The organism is Pseudomyxococcus flavus (assembly GCF_050038885.1).
In the GTDB taxonomy this organism is placed as follows: Bacteria; Myxococcota; Myxococcia; order Myxococcales; family Myxococcaceae; genus Myxococcus; species Myxococcus flavus.
This window is the reverse complement of record NZ_CP143624.1, coordinates 504631-527413: the sequence shown is the minus strand read 5'-3', so window position 1 is coordinate 527413 and position 22783 is coordinate 504631. Positions and strand designations below refer to the sequence as shown.

At 67.4% G+C, this 22783-nt stretch carries 27 protein-coding genes and 1 pseudogene; 13 read left to right on the top strand and 15 right to left on the bottom strand.

Translation table 11 applies throughout. From position 1 onward, the window contains the following. Window positions 1-32 precede the first annotated feature (32 nt). The 12 genes from dnaB to VZL07_RS02015 all read right to left on the bottom strand — a co-directional run bounded on the left by dnaB (window position 33) and on the right by VZL07_RS02015 (window position 9655). A complete protein-coding gene (gene dnaB / locus VZL07_RS02070; protein ID WP_426753633.1) occupies window positions 33-1400 on the bottom strand; it encodes a replicative DNA helicase in 1368 nt (455 codons plus the stop codon). Between the two features lie 69 nt (window positions 1401-1469). Next, window positions 1470-2243 (bottom strand): LytR/AlgR family response regulator transcription factor, encoded by a 774-nt coding sequence (locus VZL07_RS02065; RefSeq protein WP_426753632.1) that lies wholly within the window; start codon window positions 2241-2243, stop codon window positions 1470-1472. After that, entirely contained in the window at window positions 2240-3358 is a 1119-nt protein-coding gene (locus VZL07_RS02060) for a sensor histidine kinase (protein WP_426753631.1), read from the bottom strand. The genes VZL07_RS02065 and VZL07_RS02060 overlap by 4 nt, the downstream gene beginning before the upstream one ends. A 7-nt stretch (window positions 3359-3365) precedes the next feature. Next, window positions 3366-4532 (bottom strand): acyltransferase family protein, encoded by a 1167-nt coding sequence (locus tag VZL07_RS02055; protein ID WP_426753630.1) that lies wholly within the window; start codon window positions 4530-4532, stop codon window positions 3366-3368. 177 nt (window positions 4533-4709) lie between these two features. Next, window positions 4710-5153 carry a 50S ribosomal protein L9 gene (rplI, locus tag VZL07_RS02050; RefSeq protein ID WP_426753629.1) on the bottom strand — a complete coding sequence of 148 codons (444 nt, stop codon included), beginning with the start codon at window positions 5151-5153 and terminating at the stop codon, window positions 4710-4712. Between the two features lie 27 nt (window positions 5154-5180). Then, on the bottom strand, window positions 5181-5567 hold the full coding sequence (gene rpsR / locus VZL07_RS02045) for a 30S ribosomal protein S18 (protein ID WP_426753628.1): 387 nt from the start codon (window positions 5565-5567) through the stop codon (window positions 5181-5183). Window positions 5568-5618: 51 nt separating this feature from the next. Further along, window positions 5619-6095, bottom strand: a complete 477-nt coding sequence (gene rpsF / locus VZL07_RS02040; protein ID WP_426753627.1) for a 30S ribosomal protein S6 — start codon at window positions 6093-6095, stop codon at window positions 5619-5621. A gap of 263 nt (window positions 6096-6358) precedes the next feature. Further along, entirely contained in the window at window positions 6359-6934 is a 576-nt protein-coding gene (gene pth / locus VZL07_RS02035) for an aminoacyl-tRNA hydrolase (RefSeq protein ID WP_426753626.1), read from the bottom strand. Between the two features lie 81 nt (window positions 6935-7015). Continuing rightward, on the bottom strand, window positions 7016-7669 hold the full coding sequence (locus VZL07_RS02030) for a 50S ribosomal protein L25/general stress protein Ctc (RefSeq protein ID WP_426753625.1): 654 nt from the start codon (window positions 7667-7669) through the stop codon (window positions 7016-7018). 173 nt (window positions 7670-7842) lie between these two features. Then, window positions 7843-8793: a ribose-phosphate pyrophosphokinase gene (locus VZL07_RS02025; protein WP_426753624.1), complete on the bottom strand. Its 951-nt coding sequence runs from the start codon at window positions 8791-8793 to the stop codon at window positions 7843-7845. 47 nt (window positions 8794-8840) lie between these two features. Further along, on the bottom strand, window positions 8841-9140 hold the full coding sequence (spoVG, locus tag VZL07_RS02020; protein ID WP_002634160.1) for a septation regulator SpoVG: 300 nt from the start codon (window positions 9138-9140) through the stop codon (window positions 8841-8843). Window positions 9141-9274: 134 nt separating this feature from the next. Beyond that, window positions 9275-9655 (bottom strand): DUF5658 family protein, encoded by a 381-nt coding sequence (locus VZL07_RS02015; RefSeq protein ID WP_426753623.1) that lies wholly within the window; start codon window positions 9653-9655, stop codon window positions 9275-9277. 194 nt (window positions 9656-9849) lie between these two features. Here VZL07_RS02015 and VZL07_RS02010 point away from each other — a divergent pair, with 194 nt between their 5' ends. From VZL07_RS02010 to hpt, 3 genes are read left to right on the top strand one after another with little or no spacing between them, the layout of a single operon-like run. Further along, entirely contained in the window at window positions 9850-10449 is a 600-nt protein-coding gene (locus tag VZL07_RS02010; protein WP_426753622.1) for a thymidine kinase, read from the top strand. 15 nt (window positions 10450-10464) lie between these two features. Continuing rightward, window positions 10465-11280 (top strand): uracil phosphoribosyltransferase, encoded by an 816-nt coding sequence (locus VZL07_RS02005; protein WP_426753621.1) that lies wholly within the window; start codon window positions 10465-10467, stop codon window positions 11278-11280. Between the two features lie 11 nt (window positions 11281-11291). After that, entirely contained in the window at window positions 11292-11825 is a 534-nt protein-coding gene (gene hpt / locus VZL07_RS02000) for a hypoxanthine phosphoribosyltransferase (RefSeq protein WP_426753620.1), read from the top strand. 62 nt (window positions 11826-11887) lie between these two features. Here hpt and VZL07_RS01995 read toward each other — a convergent pair whose 3' ends face one another. Together VZL07_RS01995 and VZL07_RS01990 are read right to left on the bottom strand one after the other, a co-directional pair. After that, a complete protein-coding gene (locus tag VZL07_RS01995; protein WP_426753619.1) occupies window positions 11888-12298 on the bottom strand; it encodes a hypothetical protein in 411 nt (136 codons plus the stop codon). 32 nt (window positions 12299-12330) lie between these two features. Next, window positions 12331-12600, bottom strand: coding sequence for a hypothetical protein (locus tag VZL07_RS01990; protein ID WP_426753618.1), 270 nt, complete (start codon window positions 12598-12600; stop codon window positions 12331-12333). Window positions 12601-12837: 237 nt separating this feature from the next. Between VZL07_RS01990 and aqpZ the strand changes: the two genes are divergently transcribed. Both aqpZ and VZL07_RS01980 read left to right on the top strand, forming a co-directional pair. Next, a complete protein-coding gene (gene aqpZ / locus VZL07_RS01985) occupies window positions 12838-13674 on the top strand; it encodes an aquaporin Z (protein WP_426753617.1) in 837 nt (278 codons plus the stop codon). Between the two features lie 89 nt (window positions 13675-13763). Continuing rightward, entirely contained in the window at window positions 13764-14399 is a 636-nt protein-coding gene (locus VZL07_RS01980) for a LysE family translocator (RefSeq protein ID WP_426753616.1), read from the top strand. A gap of 41 nt (window positions 14400-14440) precedes the next feature. Here VZL07_RS01980 and VZL07_RS01975 read toward each other — a convergent pair whose 3' ends face one another. Continuing rightward, the gene (locus VZL07_RS01975) at window positions 14441-15088 is read right to left on the bottom strand and encodes a hypothetical protein (RefSeq protein ID WP_426753615.1); all 648 of its coding nucleotides are present in this window, start codon (window positions 15086-15088) and stop codon (window positions 14441-14443) included. A 112-nt stretch (window positions 15089-15200) separates the two neighbouring features. Between VZL07_RS01975 and VZL07_RS01970 the strand changes: the two genes are divergently transcribed. The 8 genes and pseudogenes from VZL07_RS01970 (at window position 15201) to VZL07_RS01935 (ending at window position 22697) form a co-directional block, all read left to right on the top strand. Next, on the top strand, window positions 15201-15368 hold the full coding sequence (locus tag VZL07_RS01970; RefSeq protein WP_426753614.1) for a hypothetical protein: 168 nt from the start codon (window positions 15201-15203) through the stop codon (window positions 15366-15368). A gap of 302 nt (window positions 15369-15670) precedes the next feature. Beyond that, complete coding sequence (locus VZL07_RS01965) at window positions 15671-16978, top strand: TIGR02270 family protein (RefSeq protein ID WP_426753613.1); 1308 nt, start codon at window positions 15671-15673, stop codon at window positions 16976-16978. Between the two features lie 6 nt (window positions 16979-16984). Beyond that, window positions 16985-17995, top strand: a complete 1011-nt coding sequence (locus tag VZL07_RS01960; protein WP_426753612.1) for a DUF2169 family type VI secretion system accessory protein — start codon at window positions 16985-16987, stop codon at window positions 17993-17995. Next, complete coding sequence (locus VZL07_RS01955) at window positions 17992-19041, top strand: hypothetical protein (RefSeq protein WP_426753611.1); 1050 nt, start codon at window positions 17992-17994, stop codon at window positions 19039-19041. Before VZL07_RS01960 ends, VZL07_RS01955 begins: the two co-directional genes overlap by 4 nt. A 12-nt stretch (window positions 19042-19053) precedes the next feature. Beyond that, entirely contained in the window at window positions 19054-20214 is a 1161-nt protein-coding gene (locus VZL07_RS01950) for a PAAR-like domain-containing protein (RefSeq protein ID WP_426753610.1), read from the top strand. 8 nt (window positions 20215-20222) lie between these two features. Beyond that, window positions 20223-20933: an SMI1/KNR4 family protein gene (locus tag VZL07_RS01945; RefSeq protein WP_426753609.1), complete on the top strand. Its 711-nt coding sequence runs from the start codon at window positions 20223-20225 to the stop codon at window positions 20931-20933. A 217-nt stretch (window positions 20934-21150) separates the two neighbouring features. After that, window positions 21151-21426: pseudogene (locus VZL07_RS01940) on the top strand (IS1182-like element ISStau7 family transposase); the annotation flags it as partial. Between the two features lie 299 nt (window positions 21427-21725). Beyond that, window positions 21726-22697, top strand: a complete 972-nt coding sequence (locus VZL07_RS01935; RefSeq protein WP_426753608.1) for a hypothetical protein — start codon at window positions 21726-21728, stop codon at window positions 22695-22697. The last annotated feature ends 86 nt before the right edge of the window (window positions 22698-22783 follow it).

Below are 22783 nucleotides of genomic sequence, written 5' to 3'. Positions count from 1 at the left end.
GCTCCCTGCGGACCGGCGCCGCGAGGCGTCCACTACTCCGACCGCGAGCGGCTCTCGAAGCGGGTGTACTCGCCCAGGAACACCAGGTCGATGGAGCCGATGGGGCCGTTGCGCTGCTTGGCGACGATGAGCTCCACGGGGATGACGGTGCTCGTCGGCTGCGCCGGCTGTCCGTCGGGGCCGGCCTCGGTCTCCTCGCGGTGGATGAACATCACCACGTCGGCGTCCTGCTCGATGGAGCCGGACTCACGCAGGTCCGACAGCATGGGCTTGCCGCCCTTGCGATCCTCCACCTTTCGGCTGAGCTGACTGAGCGCGATGATGGGGACCTCCAGCTCCTTGGCGAGCTGCTTCAGCGCGCGGGAGATTTCGGCGACCTCGAGCTGGCGGCTCTCCACCTTGCCCTTCTGATGCATGAGCTGGAGGTAGTCGATGATGATGAGCGACAGGCGCGGGTCGCGCTGCTTCACGCGGCGAGCCTTGGCGCGCAGGTCGAACGGAGACAGACCACCGGAGTCGTCGATGTAGATGGGCGCGTTGTAGAGCGCACCCGCCATCTCCTGGAACTTCTCCTCGTCGTGTGGCGACAGCCGGCCGCCACGCAGCTTCTTCATGTCCACGCGCGCGGTGGAGGCCAGCAGACGCATCAGCAGCTGGTCGGCGGGCATTTCCAGGCTGAAGATGCCGACGGCCTTGTTCTCCTTCAGCGCCGCGTGGACCGCGATGTTCATCGCGAAGGACGTCTTGCCGATGCCAGGACGCGCCGCGAGGATGATGAGCTCGCCGGCGTGCAGGCCCGTGAGCTGGTTGTCCAGGTCGATGTAGCCGGTGGACAGGCCCGTGATGCCCGTGGACGCCGCCTTCATCTTGTCGAGCAGATCGAGCGTATGCTCCATCAGCTCGCTGACCGGTCGCAGGTCGCCCTCGCGCTTCTTCTCCGCGAGGAGGAACACCTTGCGTTCGGCCTCGTCGAGCAGCACCTCCAGCTCGCCCGTCTCCTGGCTGGCGAGGTCCTGGATCTCCCTTCCCACATTGGCCAGCCGGCGGCGGATGGCCTGGTCCTTGACGATCTGCGCGTACTGGACCGCGTTGGCCGCGATGGGCACCACCTGGTCCAGGCGCATCAGGTAGGCCGGGCCGCCCACCGACACCAGGTGGCCCAACACCTTCAGCTCCTCGGCCAGCGTCAGGTGGTCCACCTGCTTCGACTGGCCGTCGAGCTTGAGCATCGCCTCGAAAATCTGGGCGTGCGCGGGGCTGGAGAAGTCATCAGGGTGGACGACCTCGCCTACGGCGGCGATGAGCGTGTTGTCCGCCAGCACGGCGCCCAGGACGGCGCGCTCGGCGGCGAGGTCCTCGTGGACCTTCCGACCCTCTCTGAACTCGTGGACGTTCTCCATGGCAGCCTGCCCACTCTACAGGCAGGGCTGACATAGCCAAGTTTTGCCACAGGCCTGTAGCACTGACGCCTACCCCTGGAGTCCCCACCGCTGGAGGAAGGCCTCACGCCAGGTGCGGCTGAGGACGACGGAGCTCCCGTTCTTCAGGACGAGGATTCCGTCTCCGTGCGTCCAGGGCTCCAGGCGGGCCACGGCGTCCAGGTTGACGATGTCGCCCCGGTGCACCCGCACGAAGCGCGTGGGGTCCAGCCGCTCCTCCAGGGCCCGCAGCGTCTGGCGCACCAGGTGCTCGCCCTGGTCCGTGTACAACCGCACGTACTTGTCCTCCGAGGACAGGCGCCAGACCTCCGCGAGCCGCAGGGGGACCCAGGCCTCCCCCACCTTCACCACCAGCCGCTCCAGCGGACGGCTCGCCGGGGCGCGGTCGCTCAGCTCCGCCAGCAAGGCGTGGAGCCGGGCCGTCTCGGGCATCCCACTGCGCAGCACGGTGTGTGCCCGGTCCAGGGCACGGCCGAAGCGCTCCGCGTCGTAGGGCTTGAGCAGGTAGTCCACCGCCTGGGCCTCGAAGGCGGCGACGGCGAAGGCGTCATACGCGGTGGAGAAGATGACGGCCGGGCACTGCTCGGGGCCCAGCGCCTCCAGGACCTCGAAGCCGGTGAGGCCGGGCATCTGCACGTCGAGCACCAGCAGGTCCGGCCGCAGCGCGGTCACCCGGTTCAGCGTCTCCGTCCCATCCGCCGCCTCGCCCTCCAGCACGAAGCGCGCGTCGTCCGCCAGCAGGCGCTTCACCTTGGCGCGCGCGGGCGCCTCGTCGTCCGCCACCAGGACCCGGAAGCGCGTCATGGCGTGGCCTCCCGGGGCAGCCAGAGGGACACGCGCGCGCCGCCTTCGGGGCCCTGGCCCCTTTCGAGGCGCGCCTGGCCGTCATGGAGCAACGCGAGGATGCGCTCCAGGTGCGCCAGCCCCACGCCGGGACCGGACGCGGGCGAGAGGCTCCCGAAGCCCCGGCCCGTGTCCTCCACCTCGAGTCGCCAGCCCGTCCCGTCCTCCCTGGCGCGGATGCGGACCTCCAGCGGCTCGGTCCGGTCCTGGTTGTGCTTCACCGCGTTCTCCACCAGCGCCTGAAGCGCGAAGCAGGGCACCCGGGCGCGCTCCAGGCCCGGCGCCACGTCCCAGCGCACCGCCACGCGCTCCCCGAAGCGCGCGGACAGCAGGGCCACGAAGCGGGCGGCCTGGGCGCGCTCCTCGGCCAGCGTCCACGTGGCCTCCCGGCGCTCCAGGCTGGCCCGCAGCAGGCCGCCCAGGTCGCTCAGCAGCCGGTCGGTGCGTGCCAGGTCCTCGTACATCACCGCGCTGATGGTGTTCAGGGCGTTGAAGAGGAAGTGGGGGTGCAGCTGCCCGGTGAGGGCCTGGAGCTGGGCCGCGCGCAGCTCACCCTCCAGCGAGGCCGCGCGGAGCGCCCGGGCCTGGCGCTCCCGCCACGCGTGGAGGAGGCGCACGAGGGTGGCGGCCCCGACGTAGGAGACGAGGTCCTTCTGCGCTTCCATGGGGATGCGGAAGACGAGCGCGCCGTAGTCGTACGTGCCCCAGCCCAGCAGCGCGTACAGCAGGTGCCGTGCTCCGGCCATCAGCGCGATGTGCACGCTGGTGAAGAGCACGAAGGCCGCGGCGTGGATGCCCAGGAACCGGCCCCAGCCGACCTGGGGGCCCGGGGCATTGCGCACCGCCGTGAAGAGGATGGGGAGCACCGCCCAGATGCCCAGCGCCCCGGTGACCTCCCAGACGAAGGGCTTCGCGCCGGGCACGCTGCCACCCTCCGCGAGGATGGTGAGGGAGACCGAGAGCCCCAGCCACAGCCCGATGGCGAGCGTGACGGCGAACAGCGCCAGGGCCGGGCGTGCGCGAAGGCGGGGCCATTGCCAGGGGGCCGGGGCGGCCTGGGGCGGAGCGGGGGGCATGGGGTCGTCACGCAGTATGCACCGCCGTGGTGGACGGCGCGGGGGCCGCCCGCGAGGGGCGCGCCGTCATCCCGAAGCACGCTCGCAGCCCGGGCACCCGGGCCACGCCCAGGCACAAGGCCCAGGTGAGGGCAAAGGACACCGTGAGCACCGCCAGGAAGAGCGTGTAGGGCCCCGTGGACCAGGACAGGAGCGCGAAGCCGACGACGACGATGACCGTCTGGTGGAGGATGTAGAACGGGTAGGCCAGCTCACGCGCGTGCTGGAGCCAGGGACGGCGGACGTGGATGCACGCCCGCGCCCAGGCGAGCGCCGTCAGGATGAAGAGCCACTGCAGCGCGGTGCGCCCCAGCGTCTCCGGAATGAAGGGGTACGTGTTCGAGGGCGCCATGAGGGCGAGGAGCAGGGCGCTCGCCCCCAGCAGCGCCTTGCGGCGTGCCACGAGGTGCTCCCAGACGCGCGGACAGCGGCCCAGCAGGTGACCTCCGAGGAAGAAGAGTCCGAAGTGGACGAAGGTCCTCGGGTCATCGAGCAGCGCGTGCGTCCGGGGAAAGCGGTGGAGGAGCACCTCGAAGAGCGCGAGCGGGAGGAACCCCCAGGCCACGTTCCAGCCCCGGCACAGCCAGGCCTCGGCCCGCGCGAGCCATTCCTGGCCCCGGTCCGTGCGCAGCGCCGCGAAGAGCGGCAGCGCGAGCAGGCAGTAGACGAAGAGGTAGGCGACGAACCAGAGGTGGTGCCAGCTGAAGCTGCCCGCGGGGTAGGGCACGAAGCCGAACACCGACGGGTAGAAGTCCGCGTAGCGCCCCTGGAACGTCCCGCGCTGGAGCCGCTCCACGTAGATCTGGGGCGGCACCACCACGAACATGCCGAACACCAGCGGCCCCAGGAGCCGCTTCACGCGGTCCTTCGTGAAGGCGCCCAGCGAGCGCCGCCGCAGCGCGAACGCGGTACCCAGGCCGGAGATGCACATCAGGAGTGGCATCCGGAGGTGGTGCAGCACCGCCATGGGCGGCTCCAGCCAGGGCAGGGCCTGGGGGCTCTTCACGTGCCAGTCCCAGGTGTTGAACATCATCCCGGTGTGGAAGAGGTGCAGCAGGAGGATGGCCACCACCCGGAGCCAGTCGAGGTCCGGGCGGTGCGCTTCGGCGGTGTACGGCGGGGCGGTGGTGCTCATTCGTGCGTCTCCTCGCCTCCCGGATACGCACGTCGTCCCAGGCGCTCCACGCGCACGTCGCCAGCCGGTCCGGCGCCGGCGCGAGCCGGACCGGCGGCGGGCCATGGGCCGAAAATGGAAAGGCCGCCCGGGTTGCCCCGGACGGCCTCGCCGAACAGCGTCGATGCCCGCGGAGGACTACTCCGGCAGGACCTCGAGCTTGATCTTCGCTGTCACCTCGCGGTGCAGGCGCAGCTCCACCTCGTAGTTGCCCAGCGCCTTGATGGGCTCGGGCAGGTGGATGTGGCGGCGGTCGATGCTCTGACCCTCGGCGGCGACCGCCTCCGCGATGTCCAGCGCCGTGACGGAGCCGAACAGCTTGTCCTGCTCGCCCACGCGGCGCTTGATGCTGACCTTGATGGCGCCAATCTTCTTCGCCTGCTCCTCGGCCGCGCCCTTCAGCTTGGCGTTGCGAGCGGCGATGACCGCCTTCTCATGCTCCAGCTGGCGCAGGTTCTGCTCGCTCGCCAGCACCGCCTTCTTGCGGGGCAGGAGGAAGTTGCGGCCGAAGCCGTCCTTCACGGTGACGAGCTCCCCGGACTTGCCCAGGTTCTCGATGTCCTCACGCAGAATGACCTTCATGTTCAGTCTCCTGTGCGGACCGGCGGACTAGCCGACCACCGCGTTGTAGGGGAGGAGCGCGATGCCACGCGCGCGCTTGATGGCCACCGCCACCTCGCGCTGGTGCTTGGCGCAGTTGCCGGAGATGCGGCGGGGGATGATCTTGCCGCGCTCGGTCACGAAGTACTTCAGCGTCGCCTGGTCCTTGAAGTCCACCGACGCGTTCTTCTCGGCGCAGAAGCGGCAGACCTTCTTGCGGCCGAAGCCGCGGCCACCACCGCGCTTGTCGTCGTCGCCGCCCAGCCCGCCGCCGCGGTCGCCGCGATCACCACCACGGTCGCCACGGTCACCGCCGCGCGCACCACCAGCGCCGAAGCCACCACCGCTGCGGGCGGCGGGGGCAGAGGCCGTCTTGCTATCCGTTCCGTTGCTCATGAGCGTTCTCGTATCCTGGAATGGTCTCTAGCGAATTGACCCGGAAGGCCCTCAGGCCTCCTCGGACGACTCCTCGTCGGAATCGCCGCCCTGCTCCTCGGCGCCCTCGGAGCGGAAGCCGCCCTCGCGGTCCGCGGGAGCGCCCGGACGGGCCTCCTCCACGTCGCCGGCCAGCTTCACGTCCTCGAGGACGGGACGCGTCTCGGGGTCCACCTCGTCCGCGAGCTTCACGGAGATGTAGCGGGTGACCTCGTCCAGGTTGCGGAGGTTGCGCTCGATTTCCGCCACCAGCTTCGCGCCGCCCAGGAAGTGGGTGTGCACGTAGATGGCGCGGGGCTGCTTCGCCACGGGGAACAGGGTCTTCTTCTTGCCCCACACCGTGAAGCGGATGACCTTGCCACCCTCACGCGAAACGATGCCGCGGACGCGCTCCTTGAGCTTGTCCACGTTGTCGTCCGTCAGGTCCGGCTTGACCAGGAAGATGGTCTCGTACTCACGAAGCCGCGTCGCGGCCTGCGTCTCAGCCATTGTTTTCTCTCCCCTTGGGGTCGAGTGCCCTCCGGCGGATCCGGAGAGCGGGGAAACGGTCGGCAGGCCAGGGGGCCCACCACCGGGGACGGGAAACCGCGCGCCCGTCACCTTCGCGCTACGTCCCGTGTACCAACACGGGAAGCTGGAAAAGAACATCCCACCGGGTCATCCCGGTGTGGGAACGGGCCTTCTATGGGGGGCCCCCCGCCAAGTCAAGCGGCCGGGCGCCGCGCTCGCCCGCCTGGAACCTCCCGGGCGCCTCAGGCCTTCCGGTTGAACCGGTTCATGGCCACCGACAGGCCCTCGCGAATCCAGGTCTCCGTCATGTCCATGGCGCGGCCGGTGAGCGCCTCCAGCTCCCGGCGCTCGGCGTCGTCGAAGTTGGACAGGACGAAGCCGGACACGCGCTCGCGGGCGTTGGGGCCCTCTGGCTTGCCAATGCCGAAGCGCAGGCGGATGAAGCCCTCGTCGCCCAGGCTGGAGACGATGCTCTTGAGGCCGTTGTGGCCGCCGCTGCCGCCGCCGGCCTTGAGCTGCAGCCGCCCGAAGGGCAGGTCCAGCTCGTCGTGGATGACGAGCACGTCCGCGGGCGGCACCTTGTAGAAGCGCGCGGCCTCCGCCACGGAGCGGCCCGACAGGTTCATGAACGTCTGGGGCTCCAGGAAGAGGATGCGCTCGCCCGCGAGCGTGCCCTGGCCGACCCTGGCCGCGAACTTCTCCTGGTTCAGGTCCGCCCGGGCCCGCGACAGGAGCGCCTCCACCACCATGAACCCGATGTTGTGCCGGTGCCGCTCGTACTCGCGCCCCGGATTGCCCAGCCCGACGATGAGCTTCATGACGTGGCTCCCGAAACGAGAAACGGGGCCAGCCCCTTACCGGGCCGGCCCCGTTCCAGAAGGACCGCTGTGGGCGACAGACTACTTCTTCGCCGGGGCCTTCGCCGCCTTCGCGTCCTTGGCGGGCGCCGCCGCGGCCGCCGCGGCCGCCGCGCCCGGACCCTGCTCCACGGTCTCCGGCGCGCTGATGACGGCCAGGGTGTAGTTGACGTTCGTCTTCACCGACACGCCCTCGGGCAGCTTCACATCGTTGATGTGGAGCACCTCGGCGATCTTCATCGGCGTCACGTCCACCTCGATGCGCTCGGGGATGGAGGCGGGCAGCGACCAGACCTCGATCTCACGGCGGGCCTGGGTGAGCAGACCGCCGTCGGCGACGCCCTGCGCGCGGCCGGTGAGCACCAGCGGCACGTTGACCTTCACCTTCTCGTTCGGGAGCACGTCGATGAAGTCGGCGTGGAGGATGGCGCGGGTGACGGGCTCCATCTGGTAGTCCTTCAGGAGCACCTGACGGTCACCGCCCTCGACCTTGATCTGGATGAGGGTGTTGAACTTGTGCGGGGTGTTGATGGCCTGGCGCATCGCCTTGGGGTCCACGGCGATGTGCACCGGCTTCTCCAGGTGCTTGCCGTAGACGACGGCGGGAATCAGGCCCTGGGCGCGCAGGCGACGGGCAACGCCCTTGCCGGAGCCCTCACGCGGCTTGGCCTCGAGGGTGCGGGTATCGACGGACATGGAATCCTCACGGATGGGACTGCGGGTGCCACCGGCCACCCTGGCGCCCTCGGCATCCCACCCCAGTGGTGGGCCCCGAAGACGGCGCCTGTGGAGGCAACCGATGGAGGGGCGTGCACATGCCAGCCGGAGGGCCTGGAGTCAAGCCACCCGGCAGGCAGGCGGGCGCCGGCTCAGACGAACAGCGAGCTGAGCGAGTCGGCGCGGTGGATGCGGGCAATGGCCTCGCCGAAGAGCCGCTCGGTGGTGAGCTGGCGGATCTTCGCGCAGGCCTGCGCGGCGGGCGCCAGCGGCACGGTGTCGGTGAAGACGACCTCCTCCAGCACGGAGTCCTGGATGCGCTGGATGGCCGGGCCGGAGAGGATGGGGTGGACCGCGTAGGCCACCACCCGGCGCGCGCCCTTGGCCTTCAGCGCCGCGGCGGCCTGGGTGAGCGTGCCGGCGGTGTCCACCATGTCGTCCACCAGCACCGCGTCCTTGCCGTTCACATCGCCGATGAGGTTCATCACCTCGGAGGCGTTGGGGCGGGGGCGGCGCTTGTCGATGATGGCCAGGCCCGTGTTCAGCCGCTTGGAGTACGCGCGGGCGCGCTCCACGCCGCCGGCGTCCGGCGAGACGATGACCAGCTCCTGCGGCTCCGGGAAGCGCTTGCGCAGGTCCTCCAGGAACACCGGCGAGCCGTAGAGGTGGTCCGAGGGGATGTTGAAGAAGCCCTGAATCTGCCCCGCGTGCATGTCCATGGACACCACGCGCCCGGCGCCCGCGGACTCCAGCAGGTCCGCGATGAGCTTCGCGGTGATCGGCGTGCGCGGGGCCACCTTCCGGTCCTGACGGGCGTACCCGTAGTACGGGATGACGGCGGTGATGGAGCCGGCGCTCGCCCGCTTGAGCGCGTCGCACATGATGAGCAGCTCCATCAAGTGGTCGTTCGCCGGCGGGCACGTCGACTGGACGATGAAGACGTCATGGCCGCGGACGTTCTCGCCGATCTCGACGTGGATCTCCCCGTCCGAGAAGCGACCGACCTCCGCCTTGCCGAGAGGGCGCTTGAGGTACTCGCAGATGCGATGCGCCAGGCCGGGATTCGAGTTCCCGGCGAACACCTTGAAGTCACGCGGCTGCATGGTGGGGCCGCTGACTAACCTGGACGCGGACGGAAGGAAAGAAGTCGTTAGTCGAGGTCCGCTGGCGCTGCGACAAGCATCCCGGCTTGCGCCTGATGAAGGTGTCGCTCGTACTCCATCAGGATGACGCGTTCCATCTGGCTGCGCGTATCCGCGTTGAGCGGGTGGGCAATGTCCTTGTACGTCCCATCCTTCCGCTTCTTGGCTGGCATCGCGATGAAGAGCCCGGTCGAGCCGTGGATGACCTTCAAATCGCGAATGACGAAGCAGTGGTCCAAGGTGATGGTGACGTACGCCTTGAGCTTGTCCTCTTCGACCGGAAACACCCGGACGTCGGTGATGTTCATGGTCCCCCCCCGAACCCGAAAGGTCGGAGCTGAAGGGAAGCCTGGGACATAGCGGGTGTCAATTGCAAGGGCGGGCGCGAGGGAGTTTTGCGCCACTGTTCAATGCGCCCACAGTCCGCCGCTGCGATTGGAGGCTAGGTCAGCATTTGCGGCCAGTGGAGGACCAGGTGGGTGAGGAAGGCGAGGTGGTACACCACGATGACGGCGTACACCGCGGCCCCCAGCCGGATGGCGACGCGGCTGGCCGTCAGGTGCCGGTGCAGGCACAGCAGCCACAGGCCGGCGTTCACGATGACGAGCTTGGAGAACATGAAGAAGAGCGGGGACTGCTCGTACGCCAGCCGCATGATGGGGTTGAGCTCCTCGGCCACCCCGAGCTGGAGGAAGAAGAGGGTGAAGAGCCCGTCCAGCAGGTTCAGCGTCAGCAGCGCCACCGACGCCGGTGACAGGTAGAACGAAGCCCTGCTGCCCCACACCGCGCCCCGCATCTGCTCGAAAGTCGCCGCCACGCCCATCCCCCTTCACCGGTCCGTGGCCAGAGCCCTTCAAGAGGCTTGCCAACGCCCGCGAGGGCTGTGCGTGAGCAGGCGAGGAAGCGGGCGACATCCGGGGGCGATTCGGCTATGGGACGGGCATGGCGGGAAGTTGACTCCCCTGGGGTCGTGGCAGACTATCCGCGCCCCTTCCGCCCCCGGCCCGTGAGCGTTCCTTGCATCAATTCCCCAAAGATATCGGGTGGATAGAGGTCATCTGCGGCTCCATGTTCTCCGGCAAGACGGAGGAGCTGATCCGCCGCGTCCAACGCGCCGTCTACGGCAAGCAGAAGGTGCAGGTCTTCAAGCCGCGCATCGACAACCGCTACGACGAATCCGCGGTGGTGAGCCACTCCCAGCTCAAGGTCATGTCGACGGCCATCGAGCGGGCTGAAGAGATTTTTTACAGGCTCGCCCCGGACACCCAGGTGGTGGGCATCGACGAGGTGCAGTTCTTCGGCGCGGAGGTGGTGGCGGTGGTGGAGGCGCTGGCCAACAAGGGCCTGCGCGTCATCTGCGCCGGCCTGGACCAGGACTACCAGGGGCGCCCCTTCGAGCCGATGCCGCAGCTGATGGCGGTGTCGGAGTACGTGACGAAGGAGCTGGCCATCTGCGTGGTGTGTGGAAACCCGGCCAACCGCTCGCAGCGCATCGTGTCCAGCGGCGAGCGGGTGGTGGTGGGCGCCGCGGGCGCGTACGAGCCGCGCTGCCGCAAGTGTCACGTGGCGGAACCTGCGGAGGGCACGCCGCCGCAGACGCTGGAGTTGTTCGACTGAGCGGGAGCTGAACGGATGCGCGACACCCTGTACTCGAACGTTCCCTTCAAGCTGAACGAGATGACCCACCACTATGGACCGCATGTCCACTTGGTGGGAAATCCCTTTCTCCTGACCCAGCTGGCGACGCTGTGTTCGAAGGGCGTCATCCAGCCGCAGATCAACCGGCTGGTGGAGACGCTGTACGTCGACCTGGTGAAGACGGTGCTCAACGCGGAGTTCCCGCGCAAGAACGTGAGCCTGCCCACCCGGATGATCGACTCCACGCCGCAGGGCCTCTACCAGGGCGAGGTCATCGACCCGCAGGTGCGGGTGGTGACGGTGAACATCGCCCGGGCGGGAACGCTGCCGTCGCAGGTGACGTACGACCTGATGAACGCCACGCTGGACCCCACGGTGGTGCGGCAGGACCACATCATCATGAGCCGCATGATTGACGCCTCCGAGTCGGTGGTGGGCTCGGAGATTGGCGGCGCGAAGATTGGCGGCGACGTGGACGACGCCTTCGTGCTGTTCCCCGACCCCATGGGGGCCACGGGCGGGAGCCTGTCCACGGCGATTTCGCTCTACAAGAACAAGGTGCCGGGCAAGCCCCGGCGCATCATCACCCTGAACCTCATCGTCACGCCGGAGTACCTGCGGAAGATGACCACGGACCACCCGGACGTCATCATCTACGCGCTCCGGCTGGACCGGGGCCTGTCCCCGCCGGAGGTGTTCGGCACGGCGCCGGGCGCGCTCTGGGAGAAGGAGCGGGGCCTGGATGACCGGCAGTACATCGTCCCCGGAGGCGGCGGCTTCGGGGAGATCATGAACAACGCGTACGTGTAGCGGAGGAACCCTTGGCGTTCTACGAGCAGGAAGTCGACGTCCTCATCTCCGAGGACAAGTTGCAGGCGCGCGTGCGCGAGCTCGCCGCGGAGATCACCCGCGACTACGCGGGCAAGGACCTGACGCTCATCTGCGTGCTCAAGGGCTCGGCGTTCTTCGCCATCGACCTGGCGAAGTACATCGACCTGCCGGTGAAGCTCGAGTTCCTCGGCGTCTCCAGCTACCAGGGCGGCACGGAGTCCACGGGCGAGGTGCGCATCACCACCGACGTCAGCAAGCCCATGGCGGGCAAGCACCTGCTCGTCATCGAGGACATCATCGACACCGGGCTCACCATGCAGTTCCTGCTGGAGAACCTGCGCGCCCGCCACCCCGCCTCGGTGAAGGTGTGCTCGCTGCTGGAGAAGCCCGCGCGCGCCCGGACGAAGGTGGACATCGACTACAAGGGCTTCGTCATCGAGGACCTCTTCGTGGTCGGCTACGGGCTCGACTACGCCGAGGTGTACCGGAACATCCCCTTCATCGGGGTGATGAAGAACAAGTAGTGCCCCTGGGAGTGCGGGCGCCGCCCACCGTGCGCGGCGCCGCACCGGTCCTCAGGTGATGCTCAGAACGGGCACAGCTCGCCCGCGGGCATCGGGCAGCGAATCTCCACGTCGTCACACCGGATGGAGCAGCTGGTCCAATCCGAGCAGGTCTGCGTGTAGGAGGGGCACCAGATGGTGCTGCCACCAGGGCAGCGCATGCCGTAGTTCCCGCAGCCGGACGGGTTCGGGGGCTGGCAGTAGGTGTACCGGCCATCACAGACGACGTAGTCGCTCGCGGACGAGCAGGCGTTGCCCGTACAGCTGATGGGCGAGCCTCCCGTGCTCGAACAGCTGTTGGTGCAGGTGTGCAGCTCCGCGGTGCGCTCGCCCAGCTCCTCGGCGATGACGTCGTTCTCCGGCGCGTCCACCGGACCACAGGCACCGAGCACCAGCATCGTCGCGACCGCGAACAGCAGGCTTCCAGTCTTCATGGCGGGGGCCTATCCGTTGTGGGCCGCTGGCGTCACATGAGCGGGCAGATGTAGGGGAGATTGCAGGTGATTTCGATGGCGTCGCAGTAGATCGAGCACGTCGTGTACATGCCGCACGACTGCGTGCCGGCGGGGCACCGGATGATTTCCCCAGTGGGGCACGCGTACTTGAACGTGCCGCAGTTGTTCAGCTCCGTCTCGCTCTGGCCCAGGTCGGCTTCCGCGTCCGACGCGTCCACGGGACCACAGCCAACCCCAGCCACCAACGTCGTCACCACAAGCAGCAATCTCGCAGCCTTCATGACAAGTCCTTTCGGGTGGGAACGGCCTGTCCAGGCTGTCTTGCTTGAATATGAAAGTCAAAGAAGGCCTGTCTCTGTCTGAGGATGTCAGGGTTGGCGAAGGGGCATGGGCCGTTCGCGGTGGCCGCTCAGCGGGCATGAGGTGCCGCTGTGCGTTGTCGTCACCATGCCCGTGCACAGCATGCCTGGAAGAATGCACGGAAGCGTGGCGACGCGCCGCGCGGAGTGAGGCTGCGCATGGAGGCATCCAGGGACAGGGCCGCGCTGGCCCGGGCAGGCAACCAGAACAACAACGAGGCCGTCCGGAAGTACGTCGCGGAGTTCATCGGGACGTTCGGTCTGGTGCTGGGCGGCGTCGGAGCGGCCGTGCTGGCGGGAGACCACATCGGCTTCCAGGGGGTGGCGCTCGCCTTTGGCCTGTCGCTGCTGGCCATGGTGTACGTGATAGGGCCCATCTCGGGTTGCCACGTGAATCCGGCGGTGACGCTCGGCCTCCTGCTGTCGGGGAAGATGGAGGGCAAGGACGCGGTCGGCTACGTGGTGGCGCAGTGCGCGGGGGCCATCCTCGGCGCGGGTGTGGTGTTGCTGATTGCCCGGGGGATGCCCGGTGGGTACTCGGTGGCCACGCAAGGGCTCGCGGCCAATGGCTATGGCGCCGCCTCGCCTGACGGCTTCAACATGGGAGCGGCCTTCCTCACCGAGGTGGTGCTCACCTTCCTGCTCGTGCTCACGGTGCTGGGCGCGACGGACGCGCGCGCGCCGGTGGGCTTCGCGGGCCTGGCCATTGGCCTGGTGCTGACGCTCGTCCACCTGGTGGGGATTCCGGTGACGAACACGTCCGTGAACCCGGCGCGCAGCCTGGGGCCGGCGGTGTTCGCGGGGAGCGTGCCCATGGGGCAGCTGTGGCTGTTCATCGTGGCCCCGCTCCTGGGCGGCGCCACCGCGGCGGCGGTGTACCGCACGGTGTTCCGGCCTTCTGTGCCCATCTCAGCGCAGGAGGCCGAGGCGGCCCTCCGGCGCGAGCGCGCCGAGCGGCTGGCGGAGGGCCGGGGCGGTACACGGGCGCCCGTGTGATGCGGCGAGGCGCTTTGCGCGGAGGGCGCCGGCGGGTACGGTGACGGTGCGCGGGACCTCCTCCGTGCCCGCCCACTGGAGCCGCCGTCATGCTCTTCGACCCGACGCGCCTCACCGCGTTCTTCCTGGCGGGACTTGCCCTCAACCTGACGCCTGGGCCGGACACGATGTACGTGCTGGCCCGGAGCCTCGGGCAGGGCCGCAGGGCGGGCATCGTCTCCGCGCTGGGCATCTTCGGCGGGTGCCTGTTCCACATCGCCGCTGCGGCGCTCGGGCTGTCCACGCTGCTGGCGACGTCGGCGCTGGCCTTCTCGGTGGTGAAGTGGGGCGGCGCGGCCTACCTGGTGTGGATGGGCGTGCAGATGCTGCGCAGCAAGGACGCCGCGCCCGAGGCGGTGCAGGCGCTTCCGCCCACGGGCCTGTGGCGCATCTTCCGCGACGGTGTCGTCACCAACGTGCTGAACCCGAAGGTGGCCCTGTTCTTCCTGGCCTTCCTGCCGCAGTTCGTGGACGCGTCCGCGGGCTCGACGGGGCTCCAGTTCCTGGGGCTCGGGTTGATGTTCTCGTTCACGGGGACGTCGTGGCTGGTGCTGCTGGCGGCGTCGGCCGGAGCCTTCGGCGGCTGGCTGCGGCGGAACCCGCGGGTGGCGGTGTGGCAGAAGCGCGTCACGGGCGGCGTGTTCGTCGCGCTGGGGGCTCGGCTGGCGTTGCAGCGCCAGGAGTAGGTGGCGACGGCGTCCCTCGCTCGTCGCGCACCGCCGTCACGTCAGAAGAGCACGGTGATGATGACGTAGAGGACGTAGAGGACCCACGGCACGGCGGCCAGCAGGCCGATGATGCCGAGCAGGCCGGCCCAGACAGGGTAGCCCTTGCGCCAGGGCAGGAGCAGGAAGGCGCCTCCCGCGAGCGCGGGCAGGGGCAGGAGATTGAGCGCGGCCAGCTTCGCGCTCATCAGGCCCCAGGCCGTCAGCAGCTCGCCGTGCTGGAGCAGCGCGAGGAAGCGCTCCACGCGGCCGGGGAGCAGGGCGGGCTGGAAGGGCACGGCGAAGCCGCTCAGGAACTGGTGCAGGGCCTCTGTGGGGCCCAGGCAGGCCATGGCGATGCCGACCTGCACGGCCCAGGGCAGGAGGATGACGGCGGCGTGCAGGGGCGGTGAGAGCTGGAGCAGGCGGCTTCGGGACTGGGCTCCGTCCACGGGGTCGTCGAAGCCCACGGAGCTGCCGAGCGCGAGGGGCCGGAAGGCCCAGAGGATGCCGCCCAGTCGGCCGGAGAGCAGGGTGGGGCCGAAGCCCAGGACGACGGACACGGGCCGTGCTCCCAGGGTGCTGGCCACGGCGGCTTGCGCCAGCGCCCAGAGGGCGTTGACGGCGAAGAAGAGCATCCAGAGCCAGAAGAGCTGGGACAGGCGGTCCATGCGGTGTGTCCCTGTCTACCATGACCCGGGGTGGCATCCGGGGGAGGGCGGGGCTCCAATCACCCTGGAGCGTGGCGCCGCGTCTCTGGTAGGCATCCGGGCCGAGGAACTCATGGCCTACGGCATCGCGAATCACCTCTGGATTCATGGGAGCCCGGACCGGTCCAGGGGCCGGCAGTGGATGGACGCCGCGCTGGGGACGTCGTTCGGGGAGCAGCCTCGGAGTGACATCGTCGTCGCGGACGTCTTCCAGTTCGGGCCGGCGCTGACGCCCGGCTAAGTCGTGACTCCTGCTGCCGCTTCGGCGCTGGAGGAGATGAATGGTATTCTGCGTGCTTTGCTCGCTCTCCTTGAGGCAATGCCTGACGGAGACTCGACGCACGACGCAGCGGTCAAGGTAGGAAAGGTGGCGGAGCGTAGGCGCGTCACGAATGCGGGAAAGAACGAGCACGGGCTGAGCTACAGCGGGGCCATCAGTCCCTGCTGCGCAACGGTGAGGATGCGCTGAGAGGTGTAGGCTGTGATTCCACTCTGCCGGAGTCACCTGGAGCCATTGCGGCTCGGTTCGGGGGATCTGGAGCCATGTTCATGCTGAGGATAGACGTTTACGAAGAGCACCTTTCCGAAGCGGCTTTCCTGCAGTCACAATGGGAGCGGGCGCTACGGGGGCCACGCTTCAATTTGGAGGCGACAGCACAGTTGGAGGAGCGACTGCTGGCGCACTTGGACGGTCTGGTGGTCGGGGGGGACCCAGTCGCTGAGACGCTGCTGCGGCCAGCGCTGGAGGGCGGAGAGCCTGGAGAGGTGTTTTGCTCAGCGTTCGCGTCCATTGCCGAATCCCCACCTGCTGCGCTGGAAGCGGTATTCGCATTGGCGCCGGTCGCGCCACCGGCGGTACAGGCATCGTTGCGGCGCGCGCTCGAACTCAGCGGACGTTCTGGGTTGGAGACCACGCTGGTTTCGTTGCTGAGGGTTCCTGATGCATCCTTGCAGGCATTGGCATTGGAGGTTCTCGCATTCCGTGGAGCCTTACCGCGAGGAGCGGCTTTGGAACTGCTCGATCATGTGGATGGCCGGGTGGTGGTGGCGGCACTGCGGGGCCTTGGCGCGTGGGGAAGGGACATCGGGCTCCGCGACCGAACTCGACTGCTGGGCGACAATCGCTCGCAGGTGCGACTTGCGGCCATTGAATCCGGCCTGCTGTCTGGGGTACGCGCGGCATGGGATGCTTGTCAGCAGGAGGCGCAAGGCCATGGCGAAGGCGCATATGCTGCCCGGATGCTCCAGGCGATCTGCGGGGATGACCAGGACGTTGAGCGCATGGTGGAGTGCCTCACTGATGAATCCGCCCGCGAGAACGTACTATGGGCACTGGGGTTTACAGGGCGGATTGCTGCTGCGGAGGCTTGCTTGGAACTGATGGGGCAGGTGCCCCCAGTATCGCGTCTGGCCGGAGAAGCTTTTAGCGCCATCACGGGGCTGGTGCTGAAAGACACCTACGCCGTGGAGGTGGAAGAAGAGGAATTTCTCCCACCACTAGAGGAAGACGATCTCGACGCTGACCTGACCCCCAAGCAAGAGGACGAATTGCCGGTGCCGGCGCGCGCAGCAGTTGCTGACTGGTGGCAGCGAGCGCGTAAGGATTACTCACGGAGTGCGCGGTATCTGGGCGGCAAGCCGTTCAGTGGCGATGCGCTGCTGGATGTGCTTGCGCGAGGGCCGATGCGGCGACGACACGTCCATGCGCAAGAGTTGGCGTTGAGGACGCAGGGCGCACACAACGTGCAGACGCTAGCGTTTACGGCTCGGCAACGTGCGGAGTTGGCCCGGTTTGAGCGTGTGTGCGCGAACGTGCCGGCGCGACCGCTGGCTCGCACCTTTGGGGGGTGAAGTCCCATGTGGGCACTCAAGAACCGCACCGCATACGCTGCGGAGCGAAACTGGATACGTGACAAGGACGGAGTCCACTGGTGGCTTGTTGCGGTCAAGGCGACTTTCGATATTGCGCCTGGGGGGCGGCTCCAGTTGGCAGACGAGCAGCCTCCTCCCGTACTGATGCCCGAGTACTTTGGCGCACCCGGTCAGTCGAGCTTGCGTTATGACTCAGACTTGCTGGCGGTGAAGCCGAGCACGGAGGTGCTGCTTGATGCATGTGCGCACGCTCCGCGCGGCAAGCCCGCCGAAACGGTACCAGTCTCGCTGAGACTCGGAACGCTCCATAAGGTTTTGCTCGTATACGGGCCGCGCATCTACTCTCGGGGGATTCTCGGGGTGGGAACGGGCCGGCCACAGCCCTTCACCACCAGCCCCATTCGCTATGAATCCGCATTCGGGGGCTATGACCAGACGGACACTGACTCTAGCAATCATCGGTTTGACGAGCGAAATCCTGTCGGGCGCGGCTTCGTGACACGCCATGCCCATCTGGCGGGGAAGCCAGCCCACACCATCGAGTATCCCAAAGGCGACCCGGCAATCCGTGGCCCAGCGGGGTTCGGCCCCATCGACGCCACCTGGATGCCGCGGCGCAAACTCGCGGGGACCTATGACGCTCGGTGGGAGCGCACGAAGAAGCCGCTACTTCCCGACGACTACGACCCTGCTTTCGCGCTGAGTGCTCCCGGGGACCAGCGGTTCGATAGGGCTCTTGCAGGCGGCGAGCGGGTCGAATTGGTGAACTTGACGCCCGAGGGTTTCTTGCGCTTCGAGTTGCCCCGCATCTCGCTCGGCTTTACCACGCATGTAGGACGGAGGAGCGAGGAGTATGGCGCACGCCTGACTACGGTCCTCGTGGAGCCTGAGGTCAGGCGGCTCTCGCTCGTGTGGCAGGGCGCGCTGAGTGTTCCAGCGCCGGAGGCGGACTATCTTGACGAGACGGAGATTGTTGAACTGCGGGGGGAGGAATGAGCACCTCACTTGACGTCGTTGCGGTCGGCGCACGGACCCCGGTTGGGTATACTGCGGAGAGCAGCGCGGCGGCTGTGCGCGCTGGTATTTCTCGCTACGCGGAGTACCCGTTCGCCGACGCTCAGGGCGAGCCCGTGGTGATTGCCGCAGATGGGCTGCTTGACCCGAAGCTGGAGGGGCGGGAGCGGCTCCTGCCACTGCTTGAGAGCGCGCTGTGGGAGGTCGAGGCAAAACTTGGCCCTGAAGTGCTCCAGCGAAGCCGGCTCAGTGTGCTGCTGTCGTGTCCAGAGGTCCGCCCCGGATTCTCAGAGGAAGACGAGGGCTGGTTGGTCAACGCCGTAGAAGTGCGCTACCGCGCGAAAAGTCCCGGCGTGCGCGTCGTGCTCGCTGGACGTGGCCACGCGGGCACGCTCCAGGCGGTGGAGCAAGCCCTGAGGGAGTGTGCCGACGGTAGGGAGCAACTCTTCCTGGTGGTAGGGGTCGACACGTATCTTCACACCGAAACTTTCCTCTGGTTGGAGCAGGCTCGCCGATTTGCGCAGCCGGGGATTCGTAATGGCTTCACGCCTGGCGAGGGCGCTGCCTGTCTTGCGGTGATGAGCGCTGGGCACCGACGTCGTCTGGGACTGCCCAGGCTGGCTGTCGTGCTGGGGGCGTGCACCGCAATGGAGCGGCAGCTTCGCGATAGCCGCACGGGCTCGCTCGGCGTCGGGATGACCCAGGCGGTCGAGGGCGCCGTGTCGGTGCTCAAGCTGCCTCAGCAGGGGGTTGACAACCTGTATACAGATCTCAATGGAGAGCGCTATCGGAGCGAGGAGTGGGGCTTCGTCATGCTGCGGACGTCATCCGTCTGGAAGTCCACTGGCTACAAAGCCCCGAGCAACTGCTGGGGCGATGTTGGTGCCGCCTCCGGCGCGCTTGGGGGCATCCTGGCGGTCCGGGCATTTGCCCGAGGGTATGCGAGTGGCCCGCGGGCTCTGGTCGTAGCGGGCTCGGATGGAGGGCTGCGAGGGGCGATGTTGCTTCAGGAGCCACGGGAGTCCTAGGGAGGGACATTCATGCCAAAGGTCTCAATCAACGCACCGAAAACCCCTGTGACAGAGGGGAGCAACGGTATCGCCGCTGCGACGCTGCCCAACGTATGCAAGATGCCGGGGCCTCCGGCTCCGTTCGTTCCAACGCCGCTGCCCAGCATTGGCAAGAGCGGGCAGGACCCACGGAACTACACCAAGACGGTGACCATCGCGGGCAAGAAGGTTGCAATCCAGGGCGCCACCTTTGGCTCCATGGGGGATGTCGCCAGCAAGGGCACTGGTGGTGGGATTGTCTCCGCCAACGTAGAGGGGCCCACCAGCTTCGTGGGGCCTGGGGCCATGGACGTGAAGTTCGAAGGAAAGAACGTCCAGTTGCTCGGTGACCCGATGCTCAACAACTGCGGGCCGAGCGGAAGCCCTGCCAATGCGGCAACGATGCTAGGGGTGGTCCAGGCCGCCGGCGCTGTCGTTTTCGTCACGGGAGATGACAAGTGCCCGTTGTGCAAGAAGGCACATGGAAAGCAGGGCTCCATCAAAGAGACCAAGGCGACCAAGGTCAACGCCGAGCGGCTGGCCAAGAGGCTTACCAAGAAGGAGTATCCGAACGCCACGATGCTCGGGGTCGTCCAATGCAAGTGTAAGGCGAAGCACTATGCCGAGCGCTCAGGTGAAACGGACGATGAGTTCTGTGCCAGCGCGGAAGAGCTTGGGTGGCACCACGCCCAGGTTCCAAAGGAAGAGGAGCAGGACGAGGCCTCCGAAAAGGATGCTGGCGGATTCTCCACGCGCAACGGGGTCTTCGAGTTCCTAAAGAGACGGCTCAAGGACCGAGCGGGTGACGTGGAGACTGTCTGGGTGGAGGCCGACAAGGAGTTCCAGAAGTTCCGCCGCAACCAGGAACTCCCAGCAGCCTATCCGCCGGGGCGGTGCGCGGCCCCGAAGACGCTTGTGCTCGTGATGCAGGACAGAGCTTTCCCTGGCGGCATCACGGAGCAGTGGTTCCATCCGGAAGGGAATCCAACTCGCGGGCAGATCAAGTTCCGGGACAGAGCGAGCGGCACTGTAGTGGCAGGGCCATTCGAGCATGGAAAGACGGTCCCGCCGTGCGGCACTTGTTGTGTCCTTCTCCCAATGATGATCTGCCCGGAAGTTCAGGAGACGCAATGTCAACACACGAAGAAGTAGAGCATCAGATGGAGCGCCTGCTGTTGAGGACCGTCCCTGGGCTCGCTGAGCAGTGGCGGGGGGCAGAACTTGCTGCGATTGAGAATATTGAGCGGATCGCCGGACGCCCCCTGCCGCCGTTCTATCGATGGTTTCTGCTCCGAATGGGCGAGAGCATGGGACCCCTGGCGTACCCGACCCTGGACTTCTCGGCTCATCGCGTACTGGCGTGCTACGCCCAGAAATTGGTCAAGCCCGACTCCCGCTTTCTGCTTATCGCCTATGAGTCCGATGAGATGATGCCGCTTCATCTCTTCTATGACTTCAATGCGCCCGCCCGAAATGATGCCATGGTCACCTCGCGCGAAGCCCGCGGTAAGGAACTGACCGATGCTTTCGAGACGCTGAGGGAGATGCTGGCGTGGGGGGCGCTCTCACTTTTCCGCATCGACAAGGCACCGCACACCAGCAGCGGCAGCCTCAAGGGCGACACCCCAGAATTTCTAACGAACCTTGACTCTGTGATGAGCAGTCTTGGCTTCGAGCAACCAATTCCCACCGGTCCGCTTTGCAGACTTTATGAGCGGCCCGATGCGGTCATGGTGTGCAGGGGGACGCCAAGATCAGAAACCGGGAACCGGATAGCTTTTGACCTCGGAGGAAGTAACCTCGGCACCCTGCGGAGAATCCTGGGGGAGATCGCAACCGCGCGCGTCGTGGAATTACAGATGAGGAAATAGCCTCCACTTGTTGGACTGTACGCACACCTGCAAATGATGCATTTGGTCACCTCGCGCGACGTTCGCGGCAAGGAGTCGGCGGACACCTTCGAGGCGCTGACGGAGTCCCTCGGCTAGAACGTCGATCAGGTTACGGCGAGCGAGCAGGCAGGGACCAGGGGATCGACGCCAGCGTCAGAAGTGAGCAGGTAGGCCCATGGACACGGCAGGAGTGAACATGGATCGGTGGAGCCCCGAGGTCGCGTGTAGCGAGAGGGAAGAGCGGCTGCTGAAGCTGGCGGGCAAGAGCCGCAAGCTCTTGGTCTTCTTGCGGCGGCACCGCCACGAGCTATTCGACGAGGCCTTCCAGCAAGAGCTGGAGGGCATGTACCGACAGACGGGCCAGGGGGAGGCGCCTCAGCCCCCGGCCCTGCTGTGCATGGCGCTGCTGCTGCAAGGCTACCTGCAAGTCTCCGATGCGGAGGCGGTGCGGCTGTCGGCCACGGACCGGTGCTCGCCTTGCCCGGAATGCCTGCTCGGCATCCCCGGAATCGCTGCTCGGCATGCCCGGAACGGCTGCTCACCTTGGTCCGGAATCGCTGCTCGGCTTGGCCCGGAATCGGTGCTCGGCATGCCCCGGAACACGCAGTTGACGCCGAAGAGGCGCGTTCAGAGCCAGACGCGAGGGCCTGGCGACACATGCGGTGCGTCCCTGCCCACAATGACCCAGCGTGGCATACGGCAAGGGGGAAGGGCTCCAACATCCTGGAGCGTGGCGCCGCGTCTCTGGTAGGCATCGGGGTCGAGGAACTCATGGCCTACGGCATCGCGAATCACCTCTGGATTCATGGGAGCCCGGACCGGTCCGGGGTCCGGCAGTGGATGGATGCCGCGCTGGGGACGTCGTTCGGGGAGCAGCCTCGGAGCGACATCGTCGTCGCGGATGTCTTCCAGTTCGGGCCGGCACTGACGCTCATCGACGTGCAGGTGCTCGGAGCGCCGCGCGTCGTCGAAGGCGAGCCGGGGACGGTCGAGTCCGCGGTGAAGGACGAGTTCCTGACGCGAGTCGCCAGCCTGGCGAAGGAGGCGGGCTTCCGGAGCACGCGGGTGTGGATGGGCGACGTGGGCACCATGGCTTGGGAACTGGAGTCCCAGGGTGAAGAGGGCGCGCCCACCGGTGCGAAGCGGGAGGACGAGGCGCTGAGCACCCTGGGGCCCGACGGCTGGACCGTGGACCCGCTGGCGCCCGTGGTGGCGCGCGAGGTCATCCGGAGCATCGTCAAGCTGCCACTAGAGGAGGTTCACCACTACATCGACTGGGCGGTGAGCTGCCGCGGCGCGATGGCGGCGGGGACGCCCGTGGAGGGCTTCAATCTCACGCGCGCCACGCGGTTGATGGCCACGCACTACCTGGTGTGGAAGGGGAAGGTGCTGCCCAAGCCGACGCCGGTGAGCGAGATGGCGCCGAAGCTCGGGAGGGCCCGGAGGATGCGCAGGGCGGCCACGCTGGTGCCTGCCGCGCGCGTCTGGGGCCTGGTTCTGCTGGTGGCATTCGTGGTGCCCGCGGTGCTGTACCACTTCATCTTCGCCCCGCCAGTGGATAGCCCCGTGAAAGGCTTTGTGCTCAGCGGCGTGATGACGCTGGTTTGGGCTCTGTTCGCCCTGGTGCGCTTCGGTGACTTCCAGGGGCGGCCGGTGCGCCTACCGTGGCGGTTGGCGCTGTTCGTCGGTGGCCAGCTCGCGGTGGGGGCGCTGATGTGGTGGCTTTACGGGATGCCGCGCTGATGCTAGCCACATTCCCTGAAAACTGCTTCAGGTGTTTGTCTGAGGTCGAGAGTCAATAACGCTCTGCGAAATCAAGCAACTTCACA

Excerpts from the sequence above, each read along its gene's own strand:
- VZL07_RS01995 (WP_426753619.1), bottom strand. The coding sequence starts at position 12,298 with ATGAAGACTGGAAGCCTGCTGTTCGCGGTCGCGACGATGCTGGTGCTC.
- rpsR (WP_426753628.1), bottom strand. The coding sequence starts at position 5,567 with ATGAGCAACGGAACGGATAGCAAGACGGCCTCTGCCCCCGCCGCCCGC.
- VZL07_RS02060 (WP_426753631.1), bottom strand. The coding sequence starts at position 3,358 with ATGCCCCCCGCTCCGCCCCAGGCCGCCCCGGCCCCCTGGCAATGGCCC.
- VZL07_RS01980 (WP_426753616.1), top strand. The coding sequence starts at position 13,764 with ATGCTCTTCGACCCGACGCGCCTCACCGCGTTCTTCCTGGCGGGACTT.
- VZL07_RS01975 (WP_426753615.1), bottom strand. The coding sequence starts at position 15,088 with ATGGACCGCCTGTCCCAGCTCTTCTGGCTCTGGATGCTCTTCTTCGCC.
- aqpZ (WP_426753617.1), top strand. The coding sequence starts at position 12,838 with ATGGAGGCATCCAGGGACAGGGCCGCGCTGGCCCGGGCAGGCAACCAG.
- VZL07_RS01960 (WP_426753612.1), top strand. The coding sequence starts at position 16,985 with ATGTGGGCACTCAAGAACCGCACCGCATACGCTGCGGAGCGAAACTGG.
- VZL07_RS01965 (WP_426753613.1), top strand. The coding sequence starts at position 15,671 with ATGTTCATGCTGAGGATAGACGTTTACGAAGAGCACCTTTCCGAAGCG.
- VZL07_RS02055 (WP_426753630.1), bottom strand. The coding sequence starts at position 4,532 with ATGAGCACCACCGCCCCGCCGTACACCGCCGAAGCGCACCGCCCGGAC.
- VZL07_RS01970 (WP_426753614.1), top strand. The coding sequence starts at position 15,201 with ATGGCCTACGGCATCGCGAATCACCTCTGGATTCATGGGAGCCCGGAC.
- VZL07_RS01945 (WP_426753609.1), top strand. The coding sequence starts at position 20,223 with ATGGAGCGCCTGCTGTTGAGGACCGTCCCTGGGCTCGCTGAGCAGTGG.
- VZL07_RS02030 (WP_426753625.1), bottom strand. The coding sequence starts at position 7,669 with ATGTCCGTCGATACCCGCACCCTCGAGGCCAAGCCGCGTGAGGGCTCC.
- VZL07_RS02005 (WP_426753621.1), top strand. The coding sequence starts at position 10,465 with ATGCGCGACACCCTGTACTCGAACGTTCCCTTCAAGCTGAACGAGATG.
- VZL07_RS01950 (WP_426753610.1), top strand. The coding sequence starts at position 19,054 with ATGCCAAAGGTCTCAATCAACGCACCGAAAACCCCTGTGACAGAGGGG.
- VZL07_RS02025 (WP_426753624.1), bottom strand. The coding sequence starts at position 8,793 with ATGCAGCCGCGTGACTTCAAGGTGTTCGCCGGGAACTCGAATCCCGGC.
- rpsF (WP_426753627.1), bottom strand. The coding sequence starts at position 6,095 with ATGGCTGAGACGCAGGCCGCGACGCGGCTTCGTGAGTACGAGACCATC.
- VZL07_RS01955 (WP_426753611.1), top strand. The coding sequence starts at position 17,992 with ATGAGCACCTCACTTGACGTCGTTGCGGTCGGCGCACGGACCCCGGTT.
- dnaB (WP_426753633.1), bottom strand. The coding sequence starts at position 1,400 with ATGGAGAACGTCCACGAGTTCAGAGAGGGTCGGAAGGTCCACGAGGAC.
- VZL07_RS01990 (WP_426753618.1), bottom strand. The coding sequence starts at position 12,600 with ATGAAGGCTGCGAGATTGCTGCTTGTGGTGACGACGTTGGTGGCTGGG.
- pth (WP_426753626.1), bottom strand. The coding sequence starts at position 6,934 with ATGAAGCTCATCGTCGGGCTGGGCAATCCGGGGCGCGAGTACGAGCGG.
- rplI (WP_426753629.1), bottom strand. The coding sequence starts at position 5,153 with ATGAAGGTCATTCTGCGTGAGGACATCGAGAACCTGGGCAAGTCCGGG.
- spoVG (WP_002634160.1), bottom strand. The coding sequence starts at position 9,140 with ATGAACATCACCGACGTCCGGGTGTTTCCGGTCGAAGAGGACAAGCTC.
- VZL07_RS02015 (WP_426753623.1), bottom strand. The coding sequence starts at position 9,655 with ATGGGCGTGGCGGCGACTTTCGAGCAGATGCGGGGCGCGGTGTGGGGC.
- VZL07_RS01935 (WP_426753608.1), top strand. The coding sequence starts at position 21,726 with ATGGCCTACGGCATCGCGAATCACCTCTGGATTCATGGGAGCCCGGAC.
- VZL07_RS02065 (WP_426753632.1), bottom strand. The coding sequence starts at position 2,243 with ATGACGCGCTTCCGGGTCCTGGTGGCGGACGACGAGGCGCCCGCGCGC.